The following is an 18,925-nucleotide window of genomic DNA, read 5'->3' on the forward strand; positions in this document are numbered from 1 at the left end:
CTGTTCGCGTGGACGAACAGCTGCACGAGATGGTCCGCGAGGTCGTGCGCAAGATCCCGCGCGGCCGGGTGGCGACCTACGGCGACGTCGCCGACATCGCCCGCGCGCCGTCGCCCCGCCTGGTCGGGCAGGTGCTCAACCAGGACGGGCACGACCTGCCGTGGCACCGGGTGCTGCGCGCCAACGGCACGTGCGCGCCCCACATCGCCGACGAGCAGCTGCAACTGCTGCGCGAGGAGGGCGTGGTGGCCGACGACGGGAAGGTCGACCTGCGCACGTACCGCTGGGAGGACGCGGTCAAGGAGAAGGCGGAGGAGCCTCCCGGTCTGTGGTGACCCGCGCCTCGACCCGGGCCACCTCGGACTCGACCTCCGGGTCGCGGGTGATCGCGGCGGCCAGGCGCAGCTGCGGCAGCGCCTCGGCGTGCCTGCTCTGCCGGCTGAGCGTGCGGCCGAGCAGCAGGCGCGTGTAGCCGTCCGACGGGTCGAGGTCGACCAGGGCCTTGAGCACGCCCTCGGCCTTGCCCAGCGCGGCCGACTGGAAGTGCGCCAGCGCGAGCTCGGTGAGCACGGTCCGGTCGGCGGGCGCGTGCTCCGCGGCCTCGGCCAGGTACCGCGCCGCGCCGCTCGGGTCGCCGGACGCGCGGAACATGCGTCCCTTGCGCAGCAGTTCCCGGACGTCGGTCATGACAGCTCCTCGTCCGCCGAGGTGACGTGCGGCACGTGCGTCGCGCCCAGTCGCCCGGCTTGGAAGTCCTCGATGGCTTGCAGGATCTCGGCACGCGTGTTCATCACGAACGGGCCGTAGCGCGCGACCGGTTCGCGCAGCGGCAGCCCGCCCAGGACCAGGACGTCCCACGTCGTGTCGGCGCGCATGGTGAGCGCGGCGCCGTTGCCGAAGGTGGCCAGCCGGCCCTCTTCGAGCGGGCGGTGCTCCGCGCCGACCGTGCCGCGGCCGGACAGCACGTAGACCATCGCGGTGAAGTCCTCCGGCCAGGGCAGGGTCAGGTGGGCGTGCGGGCTGAGGGTGGCGTGCAGGTAGGTGATCGGCGTGTGCGTCATGCCGGGGCCGCGGTGGCCCGCTACGTCGCCCGCGATCACGCGGACCAGCGCACCGCCGTCGTCGCTGGACAGCAGCACGGTGTCGGCCGCGTTGATGTCCTGGTAGCGGGGCGGCGTCCACTTGGCGGCGCGCGGCAGGTTGACCCACAGCTGCACGCCGTGGAACAGACCGCCCTTCGCCACCAGCTCCTGCGACGGCAGCTCGGAGTGCAGGACGCCGGAACCGGCCGTCATCCACTGCGTGCCGCCGTTGGCGATCACCCCGCCGCCGCCGGTCGAGTCCTGGTGCTCGAACACGCCGTCGATCATGTAGGTGACGGTCTCGAAACCGCGGTGCGGGTGCCAGGGCGCGCCCTTCGCCTCGCCGGGGCCGTACTCGACGGCGCCCATGTGGTCGAGGAGCAGGAACGGGTCCGCTTCGGGCAGGTCGACGCCCGGGAAGGGGCGGCGGACCTGGAAGCCCTCGCCTTCGAGGAACCGGTGCGCCCGCACCACGCGCCGCACCTGGCGCCACGCGGTCGCGGCCTCGGGCAGCGCGGGCAGGCGGGGCAGGGTCAGGGTGTCGGCGGTGACGGCGGGCATGGCTGCCTCCTCGGGCGGTGACCGCCCTGGTGCGGCGGTCTCACCCGCGTCAACCTAGTTGAAGCCTCAACTATTCCGTCCTCGCGATCGCCCGCCGCCCGGACCTGAGCGTTGAACTCGGGGTACGCGAACGTAGGACACGCGCGTTCTGAACGTAGGACACGCGCGTTCTGAACGTAGGACACGCGCGTTCTGGAGGTAGGACTCGCGGGGGTTGGAGGTTCGACTCGCTGGTCAGGCGACGTCTTGGAAGCAGCGGGCCTCGTAGTAGCGCAGGAGGACGGCTTCCACGACGCGCAGGTGGGCGCCGATCGGAGCGGCCACGACGGCCGCGCCCGAGGAGGCCACGACCTGGTGGAACAGGCCGGGGGCCAGCAGCCACGAGGCGACGGCCACGCGGCCGGCGGCGGAGGCGACCACGTCGGTGATGCGCGGTTCGGCGGTGGCGGCGTACCCGATGGTCACCGGCCCCACCCGGCGGGACAGGGCGGTGGCGATGGCACGCACGTCGGCCAGGGCACGGGCGTCCGACGACCCCGCCGCCGCCAGCACGACCGAGTCGCCCGGCGTCCAGCCGGCTTCGGTCAGGCGTGCCAGCAGGGCGGGCAGCAGCGCCGGGCCGATCGGGTCGGTGATCACCGTGTCGGGGTGCCCGGAGGCCTCCACCTGCGCCGGGATGTCCACCCGCACGTGGTACCCGGCGGCGAGGAAGGCGGGGACGACGACGGCCGGGCCGGACACGGACGACAGCACCGACGTGACGTCCGGTTGGCGCACGTCGGCATAGGCGACGCGCACCGGCACACCACCCAGGCGGGCGCGGACGAGGGACGCGATTTCTTCGACGACGACCGCCCCAGCGGGGTCACGGGTGCCGTGCGCGACGAGAACCAGGGTCATACAGCCACTCCGGCGGGGTCCATGGCCAGGCGGTAGCCGCGCTTGACGACGGTGGCGACCATCCGAGGCTCGCCCAACGCCGTGCGCAGCCGGCCGATCGCGGTTTCCACGGCGTGCTCCTCACCACCGCTGGGCAGCGCCGCCAGCAGGTCGCGCCGGGACACCACCCGGCCCCGTGCGGCGGCCAGCACGCGCAGCACGGCCATCGGCGCCGGCGGGACGGGGCGCAGCTCGCCGTCCACCACCACGGCCTGGCCGCGCAGTTCGATGTCGCGGGCCGCGATCCGCAGCCGGGTCGCCCTGGCGGGCAGTTCGAGGGTCAGCTCGCGCGCCAGCGCGCCGATGCGGGCCCGGGCGGGCTGCACCACCGGGATGCCCGCCGCCACCAGCGGTCCGGCGGTGATCGAACCGACACCCACCACCAGCACCTCCCGTTGCAGCAGCGCGATCAGCTCGGCCAGCTTGCCCATCGCCTCCGCGACCCGCAGCACGGACGCCGCGGCAGGGGCGCTGGTGAACGTCAGCGCGTCCACCTGCCCCGCCAGCACGGCCTCCAGCAGCCGTTCCAGGGGCGCGGGGTCGGACGGGCCGGTCCAGCGGTAGACGGGGACCTCCACGACCTCGGCACCCGCCGCGCGCAACGTCGACGTGAACTCCGGCAACGGCTCGCCGTGCAGCTGCACCGCGATGCGCTGACCCGACACACCGGTCCGCAGCAGGTGGTCGAGCAACTCCGCGTTGCTCTCCCCGTCCGGTGACCACGCCTCCACCAACCCGGCCGCGCGCACCGCGCCCCGCGCCTTCGGCCCCCTGGCGAGCACCCGCGCCCCGGACAACCGGGACAGCAGCCGCGCGCCCAACCCCCAGCCCTCGGCGGCCTCGACCCAGCCGCGGAAGCCGATGCCGGTGGTCGCCACGGCGAAGTCCACCGGTTGTTCCACCACGGTCCGCGTCGCGGCCAGCAGCTCCGCGTCGTCGGGCAGCGGCACGATCCGGATGGCGGGACCGTGCAGCACGGCCGCGCCCTTGCGCTCCAGCAGAGCCGAGAGCTCGTCGGCCCGCCGGGCGGCGGTCACACCGACCGTGTACCCGGCCAGCGGGGCGGCGGTCACGGTGACCCGACCTGGATGATGCCGTCGCGCACGGCGACCGGGTGCACCGGCACACCCGTCAAGGGGTCGTCCAGGCACTTGCCGGTGGACAGCTCGAACGCCTGCTTGTAGACCGGCGACACGACCACCGGCACGCCGCCGCGGTCGCCGACGATGCCGCGCGACATCACCGCCGCACCGCTGAACGGGTCGATGTTGCCCAGCGCGTGCACCGTCCCCGCCGCGGTCAGGAACACCGCCACCTGGGAACCGTCGGGCAGCAGGGCCGCCACCCCCTGGTCGGGCCGAAGAGCGCTCAACTCGCACACAGGTGTCATCGGGAAACCTCCGCCTGGCCGACACTGGGAACGCCCAACAGGACCGGCACCTTCTGGCCGCGCTCCTCGCGGAACGAGATCGTCGGGTCTGGCGTGCCGGGCGCGTTGACGAACGAGGTGAAGCGGGACAGCTTCTCCGGGTCCTCCAGCACGCCGCGCCACTCGTCGGCGTAGTTGTCCACGTGCTTGGCCATCGCGGCCTCCAGGTCGGCGCAGATGCCGAGGCTGTCGTTCACGATGACGTCACGCAGGTGGTCCAGGCCGCCTTCCAGCGACTCGATCCAGGTCGAGGTGCGCTGCAACCGGTCCGCCGTGCGGATGTAGAACATCAGGAACCGGTCGATCAGCTTGATCAGGGTCTCGGTGTCCACGTCGGACGCGATGAGGTCGGCGTGGCGCGGGGTGAAGCCGCCGTTGCCGCCGACGTAGAGGTTCCAGCCGTTCTCGGTGGCGATGATGCCGAAGTCCTTGCCCCGCGCCTCCGCGCACTCGCGCGCGCAGCCGGACACGGCGGACTTGAGCTTGTGCGGCGACCGCAGGCCGCGGTAGCGCAGCTCCAGCTCGATGGCCAGCGACACGGAGTCCTGCACGCCGTAGCGGCACCACGTGGTGCCGACGCACGACTTCACCGTGCGCAGCGCCTTGCCGTAGGCGTGCCCGGACTCGAACCCGGCGTCCACCAGGCGCTTCCAGATCTGCGGCAGCTGGTCCACGGTCGCGCCGAACAGGTCGATCCGCTGCCCGCCGGTGATCTTGGTGTAGAGGCCGAAGTCGCGGGCGACCTCGCCGATGACGATCAGCTTCTCCGGCGTGATCTCACCGCCGGGGATGCGCGGCACGACCGAGTAGGTGCCGTTGCGCTGCATGTTGGCCAGGAAGCGGTCGTTGGTGTCCTGGAGGGTGGCCTGCTCGCCCTCCAGGACGTGCCCGTTGTCCAGCGACGCGAGGATCGAGGCGACGGCGGGCTTGCAGATGTCGCAGCCGAGGCCGCGGCCGTGCCGGGTGATCAGCTCGGTGAACGTGGTGATGCCGGTGGAGCGGACGATCTCGAACAGGTCGGCGCGCGAGTGGTCGAAGTGCTCGCACAGCGCGCGGGACTGCTCGATGCCGCACTCGGACAGCAGCTTCTTCAGCATCGGCACGCACGAGCCGCAGCCGGTGCCCGCCTTGGTGCAGGCCTTGATGCCCGGCACGTCGACGGCCTCGCCCGAGTTGACCACGTCCACGATGTGCTGCTTGGTGACCGCGTGGCACGAGCACACCTGCGCGTCGTGCGGCAGGGTCAGCTCGACGCCGCCCTCCGGTCCGATCAGCGCGACCGGGTCGCCGGGCAGTGGCCTGCCGACCAGGGGCCGCAGCGACATGTACTTGGACGCGTCGCCGACGAGGATGCCGCCGAGCAGGGTCTTCGCGTCGTCGGACACCACGACCTTGGCGTAGGTGCCCGCGACGGCGTCGTTGACGACGACCTCCAGCGCGCCCTCCTGCTTGGCGTGCGCGTCGCCGAACGAGGCGACGTCCACGCCGAGGAGCTTGAGCTTGGTGGACATGTCCGCGCCGGGGAACTCCGCGGTGCCGCCGAGCAGGCGGTCGGCGACCACCTCGGCCATGGAGTAGCCGGGCGCGACGAGCCCGTAGACCATGCCGTCGAGGTTGGCGCACTCGCCGATGGCGTAGATGTCCTGGTCGGAGGTGCGGCACGCCTTGTCGACGATGATGCCGCCGCGCTCGCCGACGGTGAGGCCGAACGAGCGGGCCAGCTCGTCGCGCGGCCGGATGCCCGCCGAGAACACCACCACGTCGAGGTCCAGCTCGACACCGTTGGACAGCTTGGCGATGAGCCGCTCGCCGTCCTGCTCGATGGAGGACGCGGACGTGCCAGTGTGCACGGTCAGGTCCAGCTTCTCCACCAGGCGCTTGAGCAGGCCGCCGCCACCCTCGTCCACCTGCAGCGGCATCAGCCGCGGCCCCAGTTCGACCACGTGCGGCGAGATGCCCATGCCGCGCAGCGCGTTCGCCGCCTCCAGGCCGAGCAGGCCGCCGCCGAGCACCATGCCCGCGTGCCGGCCGACGCTGCGCGCCGACTCGACCGTGGCGCGGATGCCGTCCAGGTCGTCGATGGTGCGGTAGACGTGGCACCCCGGCAGGTCGCGGCCCGGCACGGGCGGCACGAACGGCACCGAGCCGGTGGCCAGGACCAGCGCGTCGTAGGGCTGCGCCCGGCCGCTCGTGGTGCGCACGACCTTGTTGTCCCGGTCGATGTGCACCACCTGGTCGTTCAGGTGCAGCTCCACGGCGTCGTCGCGGTGCGGCGCGAGGCTGAGCGACTCAGCGTCCCAGTTGTCCACGTAGGACGAGAGCGCGACCCGGTCGTAAGCGGGGCGGGTCTCCTCGGCGAACACGACGATCCGCCACTGGCCGGTGACGTCCTTCTCGCGGAGGGCCTCCACGAGCCGGTGACCGACCATGCCGTGACCGACCACTACGAGCGTTCGCGTCATGGGACCAATCCCTTCTTCTGCCCGGGGTCAATGCTCACCGGGCACCGTGTCGTGCCAAGGTCGCGAATGTTGCGCAGGCGTTAAAGCAGCCTCACGCCGCACTTCAGAGCGTTGTGTGCGTCACACGCCGGCGTAGGCCAGGCTCGGCACGCGCGCGAAGACGCGGCGCCGCATGTAAAACCACCAGGTCGTGGCCATGCACAGGCCGTAGAAGACCAGGAACGCGGTGAGCGCCGGCGCGAGCGTCTTGCTCCCTTCGAGCGAGAACTTGAACACGAGGTTCACCAGCACTCCGCCGAACGCGCCGATCGCGCCCGCGATGCCGACCACGGCGGCGGCCTGCCGCTTGGCCGAGCGCACGTCCTCCGTCTGCGCGGCGAAGATCGCCGGGATCATCCGGTAGGTCGAGCCGTTGCCGACGCCCGCCAGCACGAACAGGGCGATGAACGCGCCGAAGAACAGCGCGAAGCTGCGGATCTCGATGCTGATCAGCAGGCCGACCGTGCCGACGGCCAGGCCGAGGAACACCGCGATGGTGATCCGCGCGCCGCCGAACCGGTCGGACAGCCACCCGCCGAACGGCCTGCTCACCGAGCCGATGAGGGCGCCGAGGAAGGCCAGCGCGACGAAGCTCTTGAACTCCACGAAGCTCAGCTTGATCAGCGACGGGAACGCGAACGAGAAGCCGATGAACGAGCCGAACGTGCCGATGTACAGGAACGACATCACCCACGTGTGCTTGTTCGACATCGCCTTCTTGTACGACGAGCCGTCCGGCTTGGCCTGGGTGAGGCTGTCCATGAGGAACCACGCGCACGCCGAGGCGATGACGATGAACGGCATCCAGAACAGCGCCGCGTAGGCCAGGTTGATGCCGGTGCCCAGCGAGATGACGATCGGCACGACCAGCTGCACCATGGCCACGCCGAGGTTGCCGCCCGCCGCGTTGAGGCCGAGCGCCAGGCCCTTCTTGCCCTCGGGGTAGAAGAACGAGATGTTCGCCATCGAGGACGAGAAGTTGCCGCCGCCGAAGCCCATCGCGGCCGACGTGAGCAGGAAGAACCAGTACGGCGTGCCCGGGTTCGTCACCGCGATGATCAGCATCGTGGTGGGGATCAGCAGCAGGCCCGCGCTGATCGTGGTCCACGCCCGGCCGCCGAACCTGGGCACCGCAAACGTGTAGGGGATGCGCAGCACCGCGCCGACCAGGTTCGGCACGATCAGCAGCCAGAACGTCTGGCCGACGGTGAAGCTGAAGCCGACCGTCCCGAGGCTCACGACGACGATGCTCATCAGGCTCCACACCGTGAAGCCCAGGTTCTCCGCCAGGATGGAGAAGACGAGATTCTTGCGCGCCACCTTCTTGCCGGTGGTCTCCCAGAACGACGGGTCCTCCGGCTCCCAGTGCTCGATCCACCGACCACCGCGTTTCGCCTGCGGCGCAACGCTCTGGGTTTCCATCACCGTGCTCATCGGACCCTCCCGCACACCGTTATCCCGTTGTGGGAACCGTAGAAACGGTCCGTTACCCCGACGTTCGGACAGGTGTCGTCGGCGGCAACTCCCGCGCACATCAAGCGGACTGGGGCTGTGAGGCCGCGAGCCAGTCGACGATCCCGCACACCGCGTCCTTGCAGCCGCCACAGCCCGTGCTCGCGCGGGTGACCTCCGCGATCGCGGACAACGTCGTCGCACCCCCGCGCCAGGCGCTGACCAGCTGGCCCTTGCTGACCGTGTTGCACCGGCACACCACCGCGGCCGCGGGCAGGTCGGCGGGGCTCGCCTCGTTCTCGGCGGGCAGCGCGCGGCCCAGCAGCAGCGCGAGCCGGTCGGTGGGCGCGGGCAGGCCGCGGTCGAACAGCTGGGTGATGGCGGCGGCCGCGTCCGGGGCGCCCAGCACGATCGCGCCGGTGACCTTGTCGTCGCGCAGCACCAGCTTGGCGTAGCGGCCGCGCGCGGGGTCCTGGAAGCACAGCACCTCGTCGTCGACCGAGTCGACGGGCACGTGCACGTCGCCCAACGCGGCCAGGTCGACGTCACGGGCCTTGAGCCTGGTCACCACGGTGGTGCCGGCGTACCGGGCGGCCGGCGCGACGCCGGTGAGCCGGTCGGCCAGCACGGCCGCCTGCTCCCACGCGGGCTGCACCAGGCCCGACACCGTGCCGACGTGCTGGGCGCAGTCGCCGATGGCGTGCACCCTGGGGTCGCTGGTGCGCAGCGCGTCGTCCACCAGGATGCCCCGGTCGACCTCGATGCCCGCCTGCTCGGCCAGGCCGGTCTCCGCGCGCACGCCGGCCGAGACGACGACCAGGTCGGCGGGCACGTGCGTGCCGTCGTCGAGCTCCAGCCCGTCGCCGGGCACGTACTTCGTGGCCAGCACGCCGAGCCGGAACTCGATGCCCAGCCCGTTCAGCGTGGTGGCCAGCACCCGGCCCGCGCCCGCGTCGAGCTGCCGCTCCATCAGGTGCCCGACCGGGTGGACGACGGTGACCAGGCAGCCCCGCCCGGCCAGGCCGCGGGCGGCCTCCAGCCCGAGCAGCCCGCCGCCGAGCACCGCGACCGGCGTGCCGGGCGAGGCCTTCTCCACGATCCGGGCGCAGTCGTCCAGCGAGCGGAACGCCACCGCGCCGGGCGCCAGGGCGCCGTTGCCGTCGAGCAGGCCGGGCGTCGGCGGCACCCACGACCGCGCGCCGGTGGCCAGCACCAACGCGTCGTAGGGCACCTCGGTGTCGTCCACGTGCACGACGCGGCGGGTCCGGTCGATCTTGGTGACCGTGCCGCCCAACCGCAGGTCCACGTGGTGCTTGGCGGCCCAGTCCGGGTCGTGCAGCCGCACCGCCTCGGGCGTCAGCGACCCGGCGACCACGCTGGACAGCAGCACCCGGTTGTACGCGGGGTGCGACTCGTCGCCCAGCACGGTCAGCGAGACCCGTTCGGCCTTCGGGTCGCGGCGGCGGATCTCGTCGGCCAGCCGGGCGCCGGCCATGCCGTAGCCCACGATGACAACGTTCCTCATACCGACTCCAATCGGACCGCGCACACCTTGAACTCGGGCATCCGGCTGGTCGGGTCCAGCACCGGGTTGGTCAGCAGGTTGGCCCGGCCGTCGCCGGCGTAGTGGAACGGCAGGAACACGACGTCGATGCGCATGGACGGCACGCAGCGCACCCGCGCCACGGTCCGGCCGCGTCGCGACACCACGGCCGCCATCGCGCCGTTGCCCAGGCCCGCCCTGGTCGCGGTGTCCGGGTGGACCTCCACGTACGCCTCGGGCTCGGCCCGGTTCAGCTCGGCCACCAGCCGGGTCTGCGCCCCGGACTGGTAGTGCTGCAACACCCGGCCGGTGGTGGCCTGCAACGGGTACTCGGCGTCGGGCATCTCGACCGGTCCCCGGTGCTCGACCGGGATGAACCTGGCCAGGCCGTCGGGGTGGGCGAAGCGGTCCAGGAAGTTGCGCGGGGTGCTCTCCTGCACGACCGGCCAGTGCAGCGCCTCGCCCTGCCGCAGGCGCTCGTAGGTGACGCCCGAGTAGTCGGCCGTGCCGCCCTTCGACGCCAGCCGCAGCTCCTCGAACACCGTCTCCGGGTCGGTGGGGAACCGCTCGGCGGGCTGGCCGAGGCGCGTGGCCAGGCCGCGCAGCACGTCCAGGTCGCTGCGCACGCCCTCGGGCGCCGCCACGGCCACCTGGCGCAGCAGGATGCGGCCTTCGAGGTTGGTCATCGTGCCGCTCTCCTCGGCCCACTGCGTGATCGGCAGCACGACGTCGGCGACCGCGGCCGTCTCCGACAGCACCAGGTCGCACACGACCAGCAGGTCCAGCGCGGCGAGCCGGTCGGCGACGTGCTGGGAGCTCGGCGCGGAGACGATGACGTTGCTGCCGAACACCAGCAGCGCCTTCGGGCCGTCCGGCTGCCCGAGCGCGTCGAGGAGCTCGTAGGCCGAACGGCCGGGTCCGGGCAGGTCGTCCACGCCCCAGACGTTCATGATGTGCTCGCGGGCCGCGGGGTCGTCGATCTTGCGGTAGCCGGGGAGCTGGTCGGCCTTCTGCCCGTGCTCGCGCCCGCCCTGGCCGTTGCCCTGGCCGGTCAGGCAGCCGTAGCCGGAGTACTTGGTGCCGGGCAGGCCGAGCGCCAGCGCCAGGTTGATCCACGCCGACACGGTGTCCGCGCCGCTGGCGTGCTGCTCGGTGCCGCGCCCGGTGAGGATGTAGGCGTTGGCCGCCTCGGCCAGGATCCGCACCGCCGCGCGCTGGTCGGCGACCGGCACGCCGGTGACCCGCTCGACCCGTTCGGGCCACCACGTGGCGGCGATGCGCCAGGCGTCGTCGAAGCCGGTGGTGCGCTCGGCCAGGTACTCCCGGTCCAGGTGGCCGTCGGCCACGGCGGTGTGCAGCAGGCCGAGGGCCAGCGCCAGGTCCGTGCCGGGCGCCGGTTGCAGGTGCAGGGTGGCCAGTTCGGCGGTGGGCGTGCGCCGGGGGTCGATGACGATCAGCTCGGCGTTCTTGAGGTGCTGCACGAACGGCGGCATGGTCTCCGCCGGGTTGCCGCCGACCAGCAGGATCGCGTCCGCGCGGTCGAGGTCGGTGACCGGGAACGGCATGCCGCGGTCCAGCCCGAACGCCTTCATGCCCGCGGCGGCGGCGCTCGACATGCAGAACCGGCCGTTGTAGTCGATCTGGGAGGTGCCCAGCGCGACCCGGGCGAACTTGCCGAGCAGGTAGGACTTCTCGTTGGTCAGCCCACCGCCGCCGAACACGCCGACCGAGTCCGGCCCGTGGGCCTGCCGGAGCTGCCCGAGCTTGTCGGCGACGAGGTCGAGCGCCTCGTCCCAGGTCGCCGGGGTCAGCTCGCCGTCACGGCGCACCAGCGGCGTGGTCAACCGGGCCGGCGAGGTCAGCAGCTCGGCCGACGTCCAGCCCTTCTGGCACAGGCCGCCGCGGTTGGTCGGGAACTCGCGCGGCGACACCTTGCCGTTGTCGATGGACATCGCGCACTGCAGGGCGCAGTACGGGCAGTGCGTGTCGATGCTCGCGGAGGCGGTCACGAGCCCGACGGTAAGAAGCAGCTGTTAACGACAGAACGTGGATTGTTTCGTCCACGCGAACTTGCCTGCTCAGCATCCCCGCGATGAGGGTGAGGTCACAGCAGCTCGACGACCTGTGCGGCCGTTCGCTCGAGCCCGACCAGAGATTGTCTGCCCGATCGGGGGTGCAGGGCGTGGACCGCGAGGCGGAACAGGGTCGCGCGCAGGAGGATTTGCGGCCACTCGTCCAAGTGGGTCCAGCGCTGGACCAGACCGTGATCCGCGCCACCCCAGGACAGCGCGTCGACCACGACGACCGCCGCGCCGTACGACGCGGGCCGCCAGTAGGCGACGAAGTCGATGATCGCCGGGGCCGCGTCACCCGCGAACAGCACGTTGCCGAACAGGTCGCCGTGCACCACCTGGGGCTTGAGCGCGACCGGCTTGCGGTAGGCCGCGCACTGCTCGAACAACCGGCCGCCCAGGTCGGGGTCGAGGTCGGCCTTCTCCTCGTCCCACGCGCAGCGGTCGGCCGTGGCGAACAGGTCGGCGCGCGCGTCCAGGAACCGCGGCTTGGCCAGCTCGGCGGTCGCCCGGTGGAGCTTGACGGCGACGTCCACGACCTCGTCGTGCCGGGGCTCGGCCCGGCCGGACAGGTACTTGGTCGCCGCCCAGCCGCCGACGACGTACCGGCCGTCGGTGGAACGCAGGGGACGGGCCACGCGCAGGTGGTCGACGTCCAGCGCGTCGAGGGTCTTGGCCACCCAGGTGGCCTCGGCGGGCTTGCCCGCGGGCCGGATGGCCGCGTCGCCGCACCGCCACACCGGACCGCCGTCGATCAACTCCGGCTCGGCGTCCCGCGCGCCGAACGCGGCGCGCACGTGCGACGGTGGCGGCTCCGGAGTGGTCACGGCCGGCACGCTACCTGGAGCGGGGCTCGCGTTGGTGGACGTGAGGGGTTCGAACACGCGGTGTCCACGCATTCGGCGTAACCGCATTATTGCGGTCTCAGCGGGAATGCGCTGGATGTGACCGATGACACGCGGTTGTCCACAGGCCCGTGCCCGCACACCACGCGCCGTCGGTCCCACCTGGCAAAATCACAGCAGGGGTCCCCTTGGCGGGGACCCCTGCGGAGCGTCGGCCGGTCGGCGGCGATCAGTACGTCGGCAGCGAGGGGTCGACCTCGCGGGCCCACGCGAGCACGCCACCGCCCACGTGCACGGCGTCCTTGAAGCCGGCCTGGTGCAGCACGGCCAGCGCCTCCGCCGAACGCGCGCCGGACTTGCAGTGCAGCACCACCTGCTTGTCCTGCGGCAGCTCCGCGAACGCCGCGCCCGACAGGATGCGGTCCTTCGGGATCAGCACCGAGCCCGGGATCTTCACGATCTCGTACTCGTGCGGCTCGCGGACGTCCACCAGCAGGAAGTCCTCACCGCTGTCCTGCTTCTGCTTCAGCTCCAGCGGCGTGATCGTGTTGCCCGCCGCGGCCTGCTGGGCGTCGTCGGACACCACACCGCAGAACGCCTCGTAGTCGATCAGCTCGGTGATCTTCGGGCTCTCCGGGTCCTTGCGGATCTTGATGGTCCGGTAGGACATCTCCAGGGCGTCGTAGACCATGAGCCGGCCGAGCAGCGGGTCGCCGATGCCGGTCAGCAGCTTGATCGCCTCGGTCACCATGACCGAGCCGATCGACGCGCACAGCACGCCCAGCACGCCGCCCTCGGCGCACGACGGCACCATGCCGGGCGGCGGCGGCTCGGGGTAGAGGTCGCGGTAGTTCAGGCCCTGGCCGTTCGGCGCGTCCTCCCAGAAGACGCTGACCTGGCCCTCGAACCGGTAGATCGAGCCCCACACGTACGGCTTGCCCAGCAGCACCGCCGCGTCGTTCACCAGGTACCTGGTGGCGAAGTTGTCCGTGCCGTCCAGGATCAGGTCGTAGTCGCGGAAGATGTCGAGCGCGTTCTCCGAGTTCAGGTGGGTCTGGTGCAGCACCACCTTCACGAACGGGTTGATCTCGGCCACCGAGTCGCGCGCCGACTCGGCCTTCGGCCTGCCGACGTCGGACTGGCCGTGGATCACCTGCCGCTGGAGGTTCGACTCGTCGACGACGTCGAAGTCGACCACGCCCAGCGTGCCGACGCCCGCCGCCGCGAGGTAGAGCAGGGCCGGGCTGCCCAGGCCGCCTGCCCCGACGACCAGGACCTTCGCGTTCTTCAGCCGCTTCTGCCCGTCGACCCCGACGTCCGGGATGATCAGGTGGCGGCTGTAGCGCGCTACTTCTTCCTTGGTCAGCTCCGCTGCGGGCTCCACGAGCGGCGGAAGCGCCATCTGAGTCCTCCTCGACGAAACATGTCCTGTACCGACGGACAACACCAGCCTGCCCCTCCGTCTTCCCCGATGGGAAGTCGTCCCAAGGCTCGGGACGGCCCGGGCTACGGTGCGACCGGGAACGGGTTGGGGGTGCAGACCAGGCCGTTGGCCTCGACCGCGTACCGGTTGGTGGAGTCGACCGAGTTGAGCTGGGCGACGTAGTCGTTGGCCACCCCGAACGACTGCTGCATCATCACCGGCGCGGCCTTGCCGTTCTCCTTGCAGCCCTCGTGCGGGTTCTTCAGCACGTGGCCGACCTCGTGGTTGATCGCGTAGGTCCGGTACGCGCTGAGGTCGCTGCCGTAGACCTTGCCGCCGCGCACCCACCGGGCGTTGTTGATGATCACCCGCTTGGACAGGTCGTGCCAGCACGACGACTCGAACTGGATCGAGTAGCCGCACATGGCGTGCGTGGTGCTCGTGGTGGTCAAGCTCACGGTGAAGTCGACCGGTCCCGCGTCGACGCGCTGCATGGACACCTGACCCGTGCCGATCCAGCTGCGAGGGTCGGCCAGGATCCCGTCCACCGTGCGGGCGAACGCCTCGCGGTCGCCGTTGTAGTCCGCGGGCTCGACGCCGTCCTCGATGGCGATCGCGTACTTGTACAGCTTGCCGCCGGTGCCCGCCGGCTGGGTGGAACCCGGCACCACGGCGAACGTGCCCGCGCCCTGCTCGGAGAACTTCGGCCCCTCGGGCAGCTGCGCGGTGGGGAAGTTCTTCAGGTCGATGTCGACCGGCGGCTTCTCGGTCGCCTCGGGCGGCCCGGAGGACGTCGGCGGCGCGGACGGCCCGGCGCCCGGTTCGGCGGTGTTCGTCTCGCCGCCGCCCGTGAGCGTCGACGGCGCGGCGGTGTCCAGCACGACCAGGGCGGTGAGCACGAGCAGCACGGGAATGGCGTAGATGCGCCAGCCGTACCCCGCGATCAGGCCCTTGACACCCCTGCGGCGCTTGTGGCGCCGCCGACCGGCCGGTTCCCAGGACGCGGCCAGCGGCTCCGCGCCGGTGCGACGCGTGCCGCGGCGGTAGCGGTCTTCGGACAGCGGCGGCCGGTCATCAGAGGACGGCGGCGTGTCACGCGCGCCCTGCGACGTCCGGTTCACGCCAACCAGGGTGCCACAACCGCACCCGGATGGCGGATTCCAGGTGACCCCCGCGTCACCACTCCTGCCGATCGACCGCCTCCCACATGCCCAGCACCGCACGGGCCACCGACGCGGGCCGCTCCATCTGCGCCACGTGCCCGGTGCGGGGCAGCACCAGCAGCCGGCCGCGCGGGATCAGCCGGGCCACCCGCGGCGCCTTGCGCACGCTGACCAGCCGGTCCTCGGTGCCCCACACCACCAGCGTCGGCGCGGCGATCTTCGGCGGCAGCAGCCACATCGACCTCGACCTGGGCACCAGCCACGTGCGGATCAGCTCGATCGTGCTGCGGCTCAGCGCGTTGCCCGCCCACGCCTGCGCGGACCGCTCGGTGTACTCCTCCTCGCTCTGCGCGATCCGGTTCGGCGGCACCGAGTGGGGGTTGGCGAAGCACAGCCGCAGCATCTGGTTGGTGCGCTCGTGCGGCGTCAACGCGGCCAGCTGGTCCCGCACACGCGCGCCCACGACCGGCAGGAACGCCAGCGGCATCCGCCGGTCCGACACCCGGCGCAGGCTCAGCCGCAGGTCCGGCACGGCGGGCGAGACCAGGGTCAGCGTGCGCACCAGGTCGGGCCGGGTGGAGGCGACCATCAGCGTGATCGCGCCGCCCATGGAGTTGCCGAACAGGTGCACCGGGCCGCTCCCGAGCGACTCGATGTACTCGGCGACCACCCGCGCGTGGGTCGCCATCCGGAAGTCGTAGCCGTCGATCGGCTCGGACCGGCCGAACCCCGGCAGGTCCAGCGCGTGCCCGTCGACGTGCTCGCGCAGCTGGGCGGCCAGGTCGGTCCAGTTGGTCGACGAGCCGCCGAGGCCGTGCACGTACACCGCGGCGGACCCGGCCGGTCCCGGTGTGCGGCGGACGTGCACGCTGTGCCCGCCGACCTCGACGTAGTCACCAGGCCACGGCTGGATCGTTGTGTCCAGCGGAGGTAGCGGCGTGGTGGACAGGGGCACGTGGGTGATGGCGGTTCTGCGCGCCTCCAGCGTCTCGGTCACCACTCAAGGATGCCTCCCGGGCGTCCTACGAAACGAGAAGCTTTCCCGGAACGCTGCTACCAGCGAGTAAGGTTGCCGGCGAGCCGGAGGGGCAACCCCCTTCCAGGTTCCGCGAAGTGATTGGTTGGCTGGAGGCACCATGACGGAGACGGCCCAGACTGCGGTCGGGCACCACGGCGGCGCGGCGGGGCGGGGTGTACGGCTCCCACGCACCGCTCGACGTGCCCAGTTGCTGGCCGCGGCGCAGGACGTGTTCGTGACCAACGGCTACCACGCCGCCGCGATGGACGAGATCGCCGAGCGCGCGGGCGTGAGCAAACCCGTCCTCTACCAGCACTTCCCCGGCAAGCTCGAGCTGTACATGGCGCTGCTGGAGTCCCACGTGGACGAGCTGGTGAACCGCGTGCGCGGCGCGCTGGCGTCCACGACGGACAACAAGCAGCGGGTGAAGGCCGCGGTGGCCGCGTTCTACGACTTCGTGGACGGCGAGGGCCAGGCGTTCCGGATGGTGTTCGAATCGGACCTGCGCGGCGAGCCCGCGGTGGCGCGCGCCGTCGAGCGGGCGACGACGGACAGCGTGGAAGCCATCACCGACACCATCACCGCCGACGCGGGCCTCGACGAGCACCGCGCACGGCTGCTGGCCGTCGGCCTCGTGGGGTTGTCGCAGGTCACGGCACGCGCGTGGCTGGCCGACGACCGGAAGCTGGCCAAGGAGGACGCGATCGCGCTGATCTCGAACCTGGCCTGGCGGGGCATCGGCGGCGGTTTCCCGCTGCAGCACTGAATTGCCGCTGCTCCGCAGACGGCGGGGCGATGCCGCCCGGAAGTCGACCGTTCGCGCCTGATTTCCCGACGATCGAAGAGCGTGATCGCCGGGAAATGAGTCGCGAACGGTCGACGCGGCCTCGCGTGGTGGTCCGGGTCAGGGCGTGGTGGTCCGGGTTAGGGCGAGGTGGTCCGGGCCAGGGCATGGTGGTCCGGGCCAGGGCATGGTGGTCCGGGCCAGGGCATGGTGGTCCGGGTCAGGGCGAGGCGGTAGGTCTGCGGTTGTCCACAGGTTGGCCTTGGTGGCGTGAGATTGTCGGTCCTTGCCGGCAGGGTTAAAGCAAGGGCTCCCCTTGGCGGGGGACGCCTGTTCAGCGACGGCCGTTGATGACTGCCCTGATGTGGGTGGTGACCTCGTCGGCCCGTTCCAGGGGCAGCATGTGGCCGGCGCCCAGGTGGATCACCAGCTCGGCGTGCGGCAGCTCGTCGGCCAGCACGCGGGCGTGGCGCAGTGGTGTGAGGCGGTCGTCGGCGCCCGCCAGCACCACCGTCGGTATCCCCGCCAGCCCGGCCAGCGCCTTGCGCCGGTCGTGGGAGTCCAACGAGTCGCGGAACCCCACCATGCTCACCGGGTGGCACCGGCCGACCATGGCGGCGGTCATCGCGACGTGCCGCCACGACGGCCGCTTGCCGAACAGCAGCCACCGCAGCCCCGGCCGGGCGACGCCGGTGCGCTTGAGCAGCTCGGCCCGGCGCAACCGGGCGATCCGGCGGTTGACCGCCCTCTCCCCCAGCACGAACGCCCGGCCGAACGCGCCCGGCAGGCCCAGCGTCGACCCGGCGAGTTCACCCGAAGAGGTGGCAACGAGGACGACGCCGGCGACGCGGTCGAGCAGCGAGGGGTGCTGCTCGGCCAACGCCATGATCGTCATTCCGCCCATCGAGTGACCCGCCAGCACGATCCGCCCGGTCGGCACCCGGTCCGCGATCAGCTCGGCCAGGTCGTCCGCGCACCGCGCGATGGTGGCCGTCCCGACCGGCGCGGGCGCGGAGCCGCCGTGACCCCGGTGGTCGTACCGCAGCACGCGCCCCGGGAGTCCCGCCGCCACCGCGTCCCACGACGTGTGGTCCAACGTCCAGCCGTGCAGCAGCACCGTCGTCGACCCCGCGTCGGACGGCCCGCTGTCCACCACGTGCAACGCGGTGCCGTCCGAGGTCACGAACCGCTGGTCGACCTGCCAGGGGGCGCTCATCCGAGCAGGAACGACCGGCGCCACGCCCGCATCCCCGGCTTGCCGACCAGACCGACCTCGTCCAGGAACTTCATGATCCGCTCGCCCGACCAGCGGATGCTCTCCTGCCAGTGCGGGTTGCCCAGCGCGGCCTTGTGCGCCACGTCCTTGTCCAACCCGACGGCCGCGTACACGTCCGGGTTGATCAACGACCGGGTGATGAACATGGACGTGGTCGCGATCAGCCACCGCTGGTAGGGCAGCTCCTTCTTGGTCAACGTCTCCATGCCCCGCACGACCTCCTCCCGCGCGAACCGCACGTGCCTGGCCTCTTCGAGCACGTGGATCCGGTTGACCATGCGCACCAGCGGCTGCACGGTCTCGTCGGCCATCGTCTCGCGCTGCAACCGGTCCAGGATCTCCTCGGCGACCAGGATCGACCCGTACAGCGCGGGGCCGTAGCCGACCACCGGCAGCAGCTTGCCCAGCTGGTAGGTGTACTGGCGGGGGCCGTAGGGCGGGCAGCCGATCGTCTCGACCATGCGGGCGAACATCGTGGAGTGCCGGCACTCGTCGGCGACCTCGGTCAGCGCGTACTGCGCGTGCTTGGTCGTCGGGTCGGAGCGGTAGACCTCCTTGAGCAGCATCTGCATCAGCAGGATCTCGAACCACAGGCCGACGCTCGCCACGCTGGCGACCTCGTGCCGGGACAGGTCGATGCGCTGCTCCGGGCTCATCCGGTCCCACAGCTCGGTGCCGTACAGCGAGCACCGGTGCTCGGGGGTGTACCGGAGGCCGTCGACGAGAGGCGCGGACCAGTCGATGTCGACCTCGGGGTCGTAGAACTTGTCGGCCGAGGAGTTGAGCAGACGCTCGGCGGTCTTCTCGCGATCCGTGACCTTCAAGGTCCTCGTCATC

Annotated in this window: 17 protein-coding genes; 2 read left to right on the forward strand and 15 right to left on the reverse strand. The window is 71.7% G+C overall.

Annotated features, from left to right (window positions below):
- The first annotated feature begins 8 nt into the window (after positions 1–8).
- The gene (locus AB0K14_RS24120; protein ID WP_360458885.1) at positions 9–335 is read left to right on the forward strand and encodes an MGMT family protein; all 327 of its coding nucleotides are present in this window, start codon (positions 9–11) and stop codon (positions 333–335) included.
- Here AB0K14_RS24120 and AB0K14_RS24125 read toward each other — a convergent pair.
- From AB0K14_RS24125 to AB0K14_RS24185, 13 genes are all read right to left on the reverse strand, one after another.
- Entirely contained in the window at positions 298–687 is a 390-nt protein-coding gene (locus AB0K14_RS24125) for a tetratricopeptide repeat protein (protein ID WP_360458883.1), read from the reverse strand. The genes AB0K14_RS24120 and AB0K14_RS24125 overlap by 38 nt on opposite strands.
- Positions 684–1,643 carry a pirin family protein gene (locus AB0K14_RS24130; RefSeq protein ID WP_360458881.1) on the reverse strand — a complete coding sequence of 320 codons (960 nt, stop codon included), beginning with the start codon at positions 1,641–1,643 and terminating at the stop codon, positions 684–686. The genes AB0K14_RS24125 and AB0K14_RS24130 overlap by 4 nt, the downstream gene beginning before the upstream one ends.
- Positions 1,644–1,877: 234 nt before the next feature.
- A complete protein-coding gene (locus tag AB0K14_RS24135; RefSeq protein ID WP_360458880.1) occupies positions 1,878–2,543 on the reverse strand; it encodes a sirohydrochlorin chelatase in 666 nt (221 codons plus the stop codon).
- Positions 2,540–3,655 (reverse strand): uroporphyrinogen-III synthase, encoded by a 1,116-nt coding sequence (locus AB0K14_RS24140; protein ID WP_360458878.1) that lies wholly within the window; start codon positions 3,653–3,655, stop codon positions 2,540–2,542. The genes AB0K14_RS24135 and AB0K14_RS24140 overlap by 4 nt, the downstream gene beginning before the upstream one ends.
- Complete coding sequence (gene nirD / locus AB0K14_RS24145) at positions 3,652–3,972, reverse strand: nitrite reductase small subunit NirD (protein ID WP_360458876.1); 321 nt, start codon at positions 3,970–3,972, stop codon at positions 3,652–3,654. The genes AB0K14_RS24140 and nirD overlap by 4 nt, the downstream gene beginning before the upstream one ends.
- Complete coding sequence (gene nirB / locus AB0K14_RS24150; RefSeq protein WP_360458874.1) at positions 3,969–6,473, reverse strand: nitrite reductase large subunit NirB; 2,505 nt, start codon at positions 6,471–6,473, stop codon at positions 3,969–3,971. Before nirB ends, nirD begins: the two co-directional genes overlap by 4 nt.
- Positions 6,474–6,593: 120 nt before the next feature.
- Positions 6,594–7,946: a nitrate/nitrite transporter gene (locus AB0K14_RS24155; protein WP_360458872.1), complete on the reverse strand. Its 1,353-nt coding sequence runs from the start codon at positions 7,944–7,946 to the stop codon at positions 6,594–6,596.
- Between the two features lie 100 nt (positions 7,947–8,046).
- Positions 8,047–9,489: an FAD-dependent oxidoreductase gene (locus AB0K14_RS24160; protein ID WP_360458870.1), complete on the reverse strand. Its 1,443-nt coding sequence runs from the start codon at positions 9,487–9,489 to the stop codon at positions 8,047–8,049.
- On the reverse strand, positions 9,486–11,459 hold the full coding sequence (locus AB0K14_RS24165) for a molybdopterin-dependent oxidoreductase (protein ID WP_360458954.1): 1,974 nt from the start codon (positions 11,457–11,459) through the stop codon (positions 9,486–9,488). Before AB0K14_RS24165 ends, AB0K14_RS24160 begins: the two co-directional genes overlap by 4 nt.
- Positions 11,460–11,611: 152 nt before the next feature.
- Positions 11,612–12,406, reverse strand: a complete 795-nt coding sequence (locus AB0K14_RS24170) for a TIGR02569 family protein (RefSeq protein ID WP_360458868.1) — start codon at positions 12,404–12,406, stop codon at positions 11,612–11,614.
- 247 nt (positions 12,407–12,653) lie between these two features.
- On the reverse strand, positions 12,654–13,826 hold the full coding sequence (moeZ, locus tag AB0K14_RS24175) for an adenylyltransferase/sulfurtransferase MoeZ (RefSeq protein WP_360458866.1): 1,173 nt from the start codon (positions 13,824–13,826) through the stop codon (positions 12,654–12,656).
- Positions 13,827–13,930: 104 nt separating this feature from the next.
- A complete protein-coding gene (locus tag AB0K14_RS24180) occupies positions 13,931–14,968 on the reverse strand; it encodes a DUF3152 domain-containing protein (RefSeq protein WP_360458864.1) in 1,038 nt (345 codons plus the stop codon).
- A 55-nt stretch (positions 14,969–15,023) separates the two neighbouring features.
- Positions 15,024–16,007, reverse strand: coding sequence for an alpha/beta hydrolase (locus AB0K14_RS24185; protein WP_360458862.1), 984 nt, complete (start codon positions 16,005–16,007; stop codon positions 15,024–15,026).
- A gap of 139 nt (positions 16,008–16,146) precedes the next feature.
- Here AB0K14_RS24185 and AB0K14_RS24190 point away from each other — a divergent pair, with 139 nt between their 5' ends.
- The gene (locus AB0K14_RS24190; protein ID WP_077008058.1) at positions 16,147–16,794 is read left to right on the forward strand and encodes a TetR/AcrR family transcriptional regulator; all 648 of its coding nucleotides are present in this window, start codon (positions 16,147–16,149) and stop codon (positions 16,792–16,794) included.
- 352 nt (positions 16,795–17,146) lie between these two features.
- Here the strand turns inward: AB0K14_RS24190 and AB0K14_RS24195 are convergent, their stop codons facing one another.
- Both AB0K14_RS24195 and AB0K14_RS24200 read right to left on the reverse strand, forming a co-directional pair.
- Entirely contained in the window at positions 17,147–18,028 is an 882-nt protein-coding gene (locus AB0K14_RS24195; protein WP_360458860.1) for an alpha/beta hydrolase, read from the reverse strand.
- A complete protein-coding gene (locus tag AB0K14_RS24200) occupies positions 18,025–18,924 on the reverse strand; it encodes a diiron oxygenase (protein WP_360458858.1) in 900 nt (299 codons plus the stop codon). Before AB0K14_RS24200 ends, AB0K14_RS24195 begins: the two co-directional genes overlap by 4 nt.
- Between the last annotated feature and the right edge of the window lies 1 nt (position 18,925).

The sequence above is a fragment of the Actinosynnema sp. NPDC050801 genome (assembly GCF_040673975.1).
Taxonomy (GTDB): Bacteria; Actinomycetota; Actinomycetes; order Mycobacteriales; family Pseudonocardiaceae; genus Actinosynnema.

Bases quoted from the DNA above. Each gene is read 5' to 3' on its own strand.
- AB0K14_RS24165 (WP_360458954.1), bottom strand. From the start codon at position 11,459: ATGTCCATCGACAACGGCAAGGTGTCGCCGCGCGAGTTCCCGACCAAC.
- AB0K14_RS24125 (WP_360458883.1), bottom strand. From the start codon at position 687: ATGACCGACGTCCGGGAACTGCTGCGCAAGGGACGCATGTTCCGCGCG.
- AB0K14_RS24200 (WP_360458858.1), bottom strand. From the start codon at position 18,924: ATGACGAGGACCTTGAAGGTCACGGATCGCGAGAAGACCGCCGAGCGT.
- AB0K14_RS24160 (WP_360458870.1), bottom strand. From the start codon at position 9,489: ATGAGGAACGTTGTCATCGTGGGCTACGGCATGGCCGGCGCCCGGCTG.
- AB0K14_RS24130 (WP_360458881.1), bottom strand. From the start codon at position 1,643: ATGCCCGCCGTCACCGCCGACACCCTGACCCTGCCCCGCCTGCCCGCG.
- moeZ (WP_360458866.1), bottom strand. From the start codon at position 13,826: ATGGCGCTTCCGCCGCTCGTGGAGCCCGCAGCGGAGCTGACCAAGGAA.
- nirD (WP_360458876.1), bottom strand. From the start codon at position 3,972: ATGACACCTGTGTGCGAGTTGAGCGCTCTTCGGCCCGACCAGGGGGTG.
- AB0K14_RS24135 (WP_360458880.1), bottom strand. From the start codon at position 2,543: ATGACCCTGGTTCTCGTCGCGCACGGCACCCGTGACCCCGCTGGGGCG.
- nirB (WP_360458874.1), bottom strand. From the start codon at position 6,473: ATGACGCGAACGCTCGTAGTGGTCGGTCACGGCATGGTCGGTCACCGG.
- AB0K14_RS24155 (WP_360458872.1), bottom strand. From the start codon at position 7,946: ATGAGCACGGTGATGGAAACCCAGAGCGTTGCGCCGCAGGCGAAACGC.
- AB0K14_RS24190 (WP_077008058.1), top strand. From the start codon at position 16,147: ATGACGGAGACGGCCCAGACTGCGGTCGGGCACCACGGCGGCGCGGCG.
- AB0K14_RS24195 (WP_360458860.1), bottom strand. From the start codon at position 18,028: ATGAGCGCCCCCTGGCAGGTCGACCAGCGGTTCGTGACCTCGGACGGC.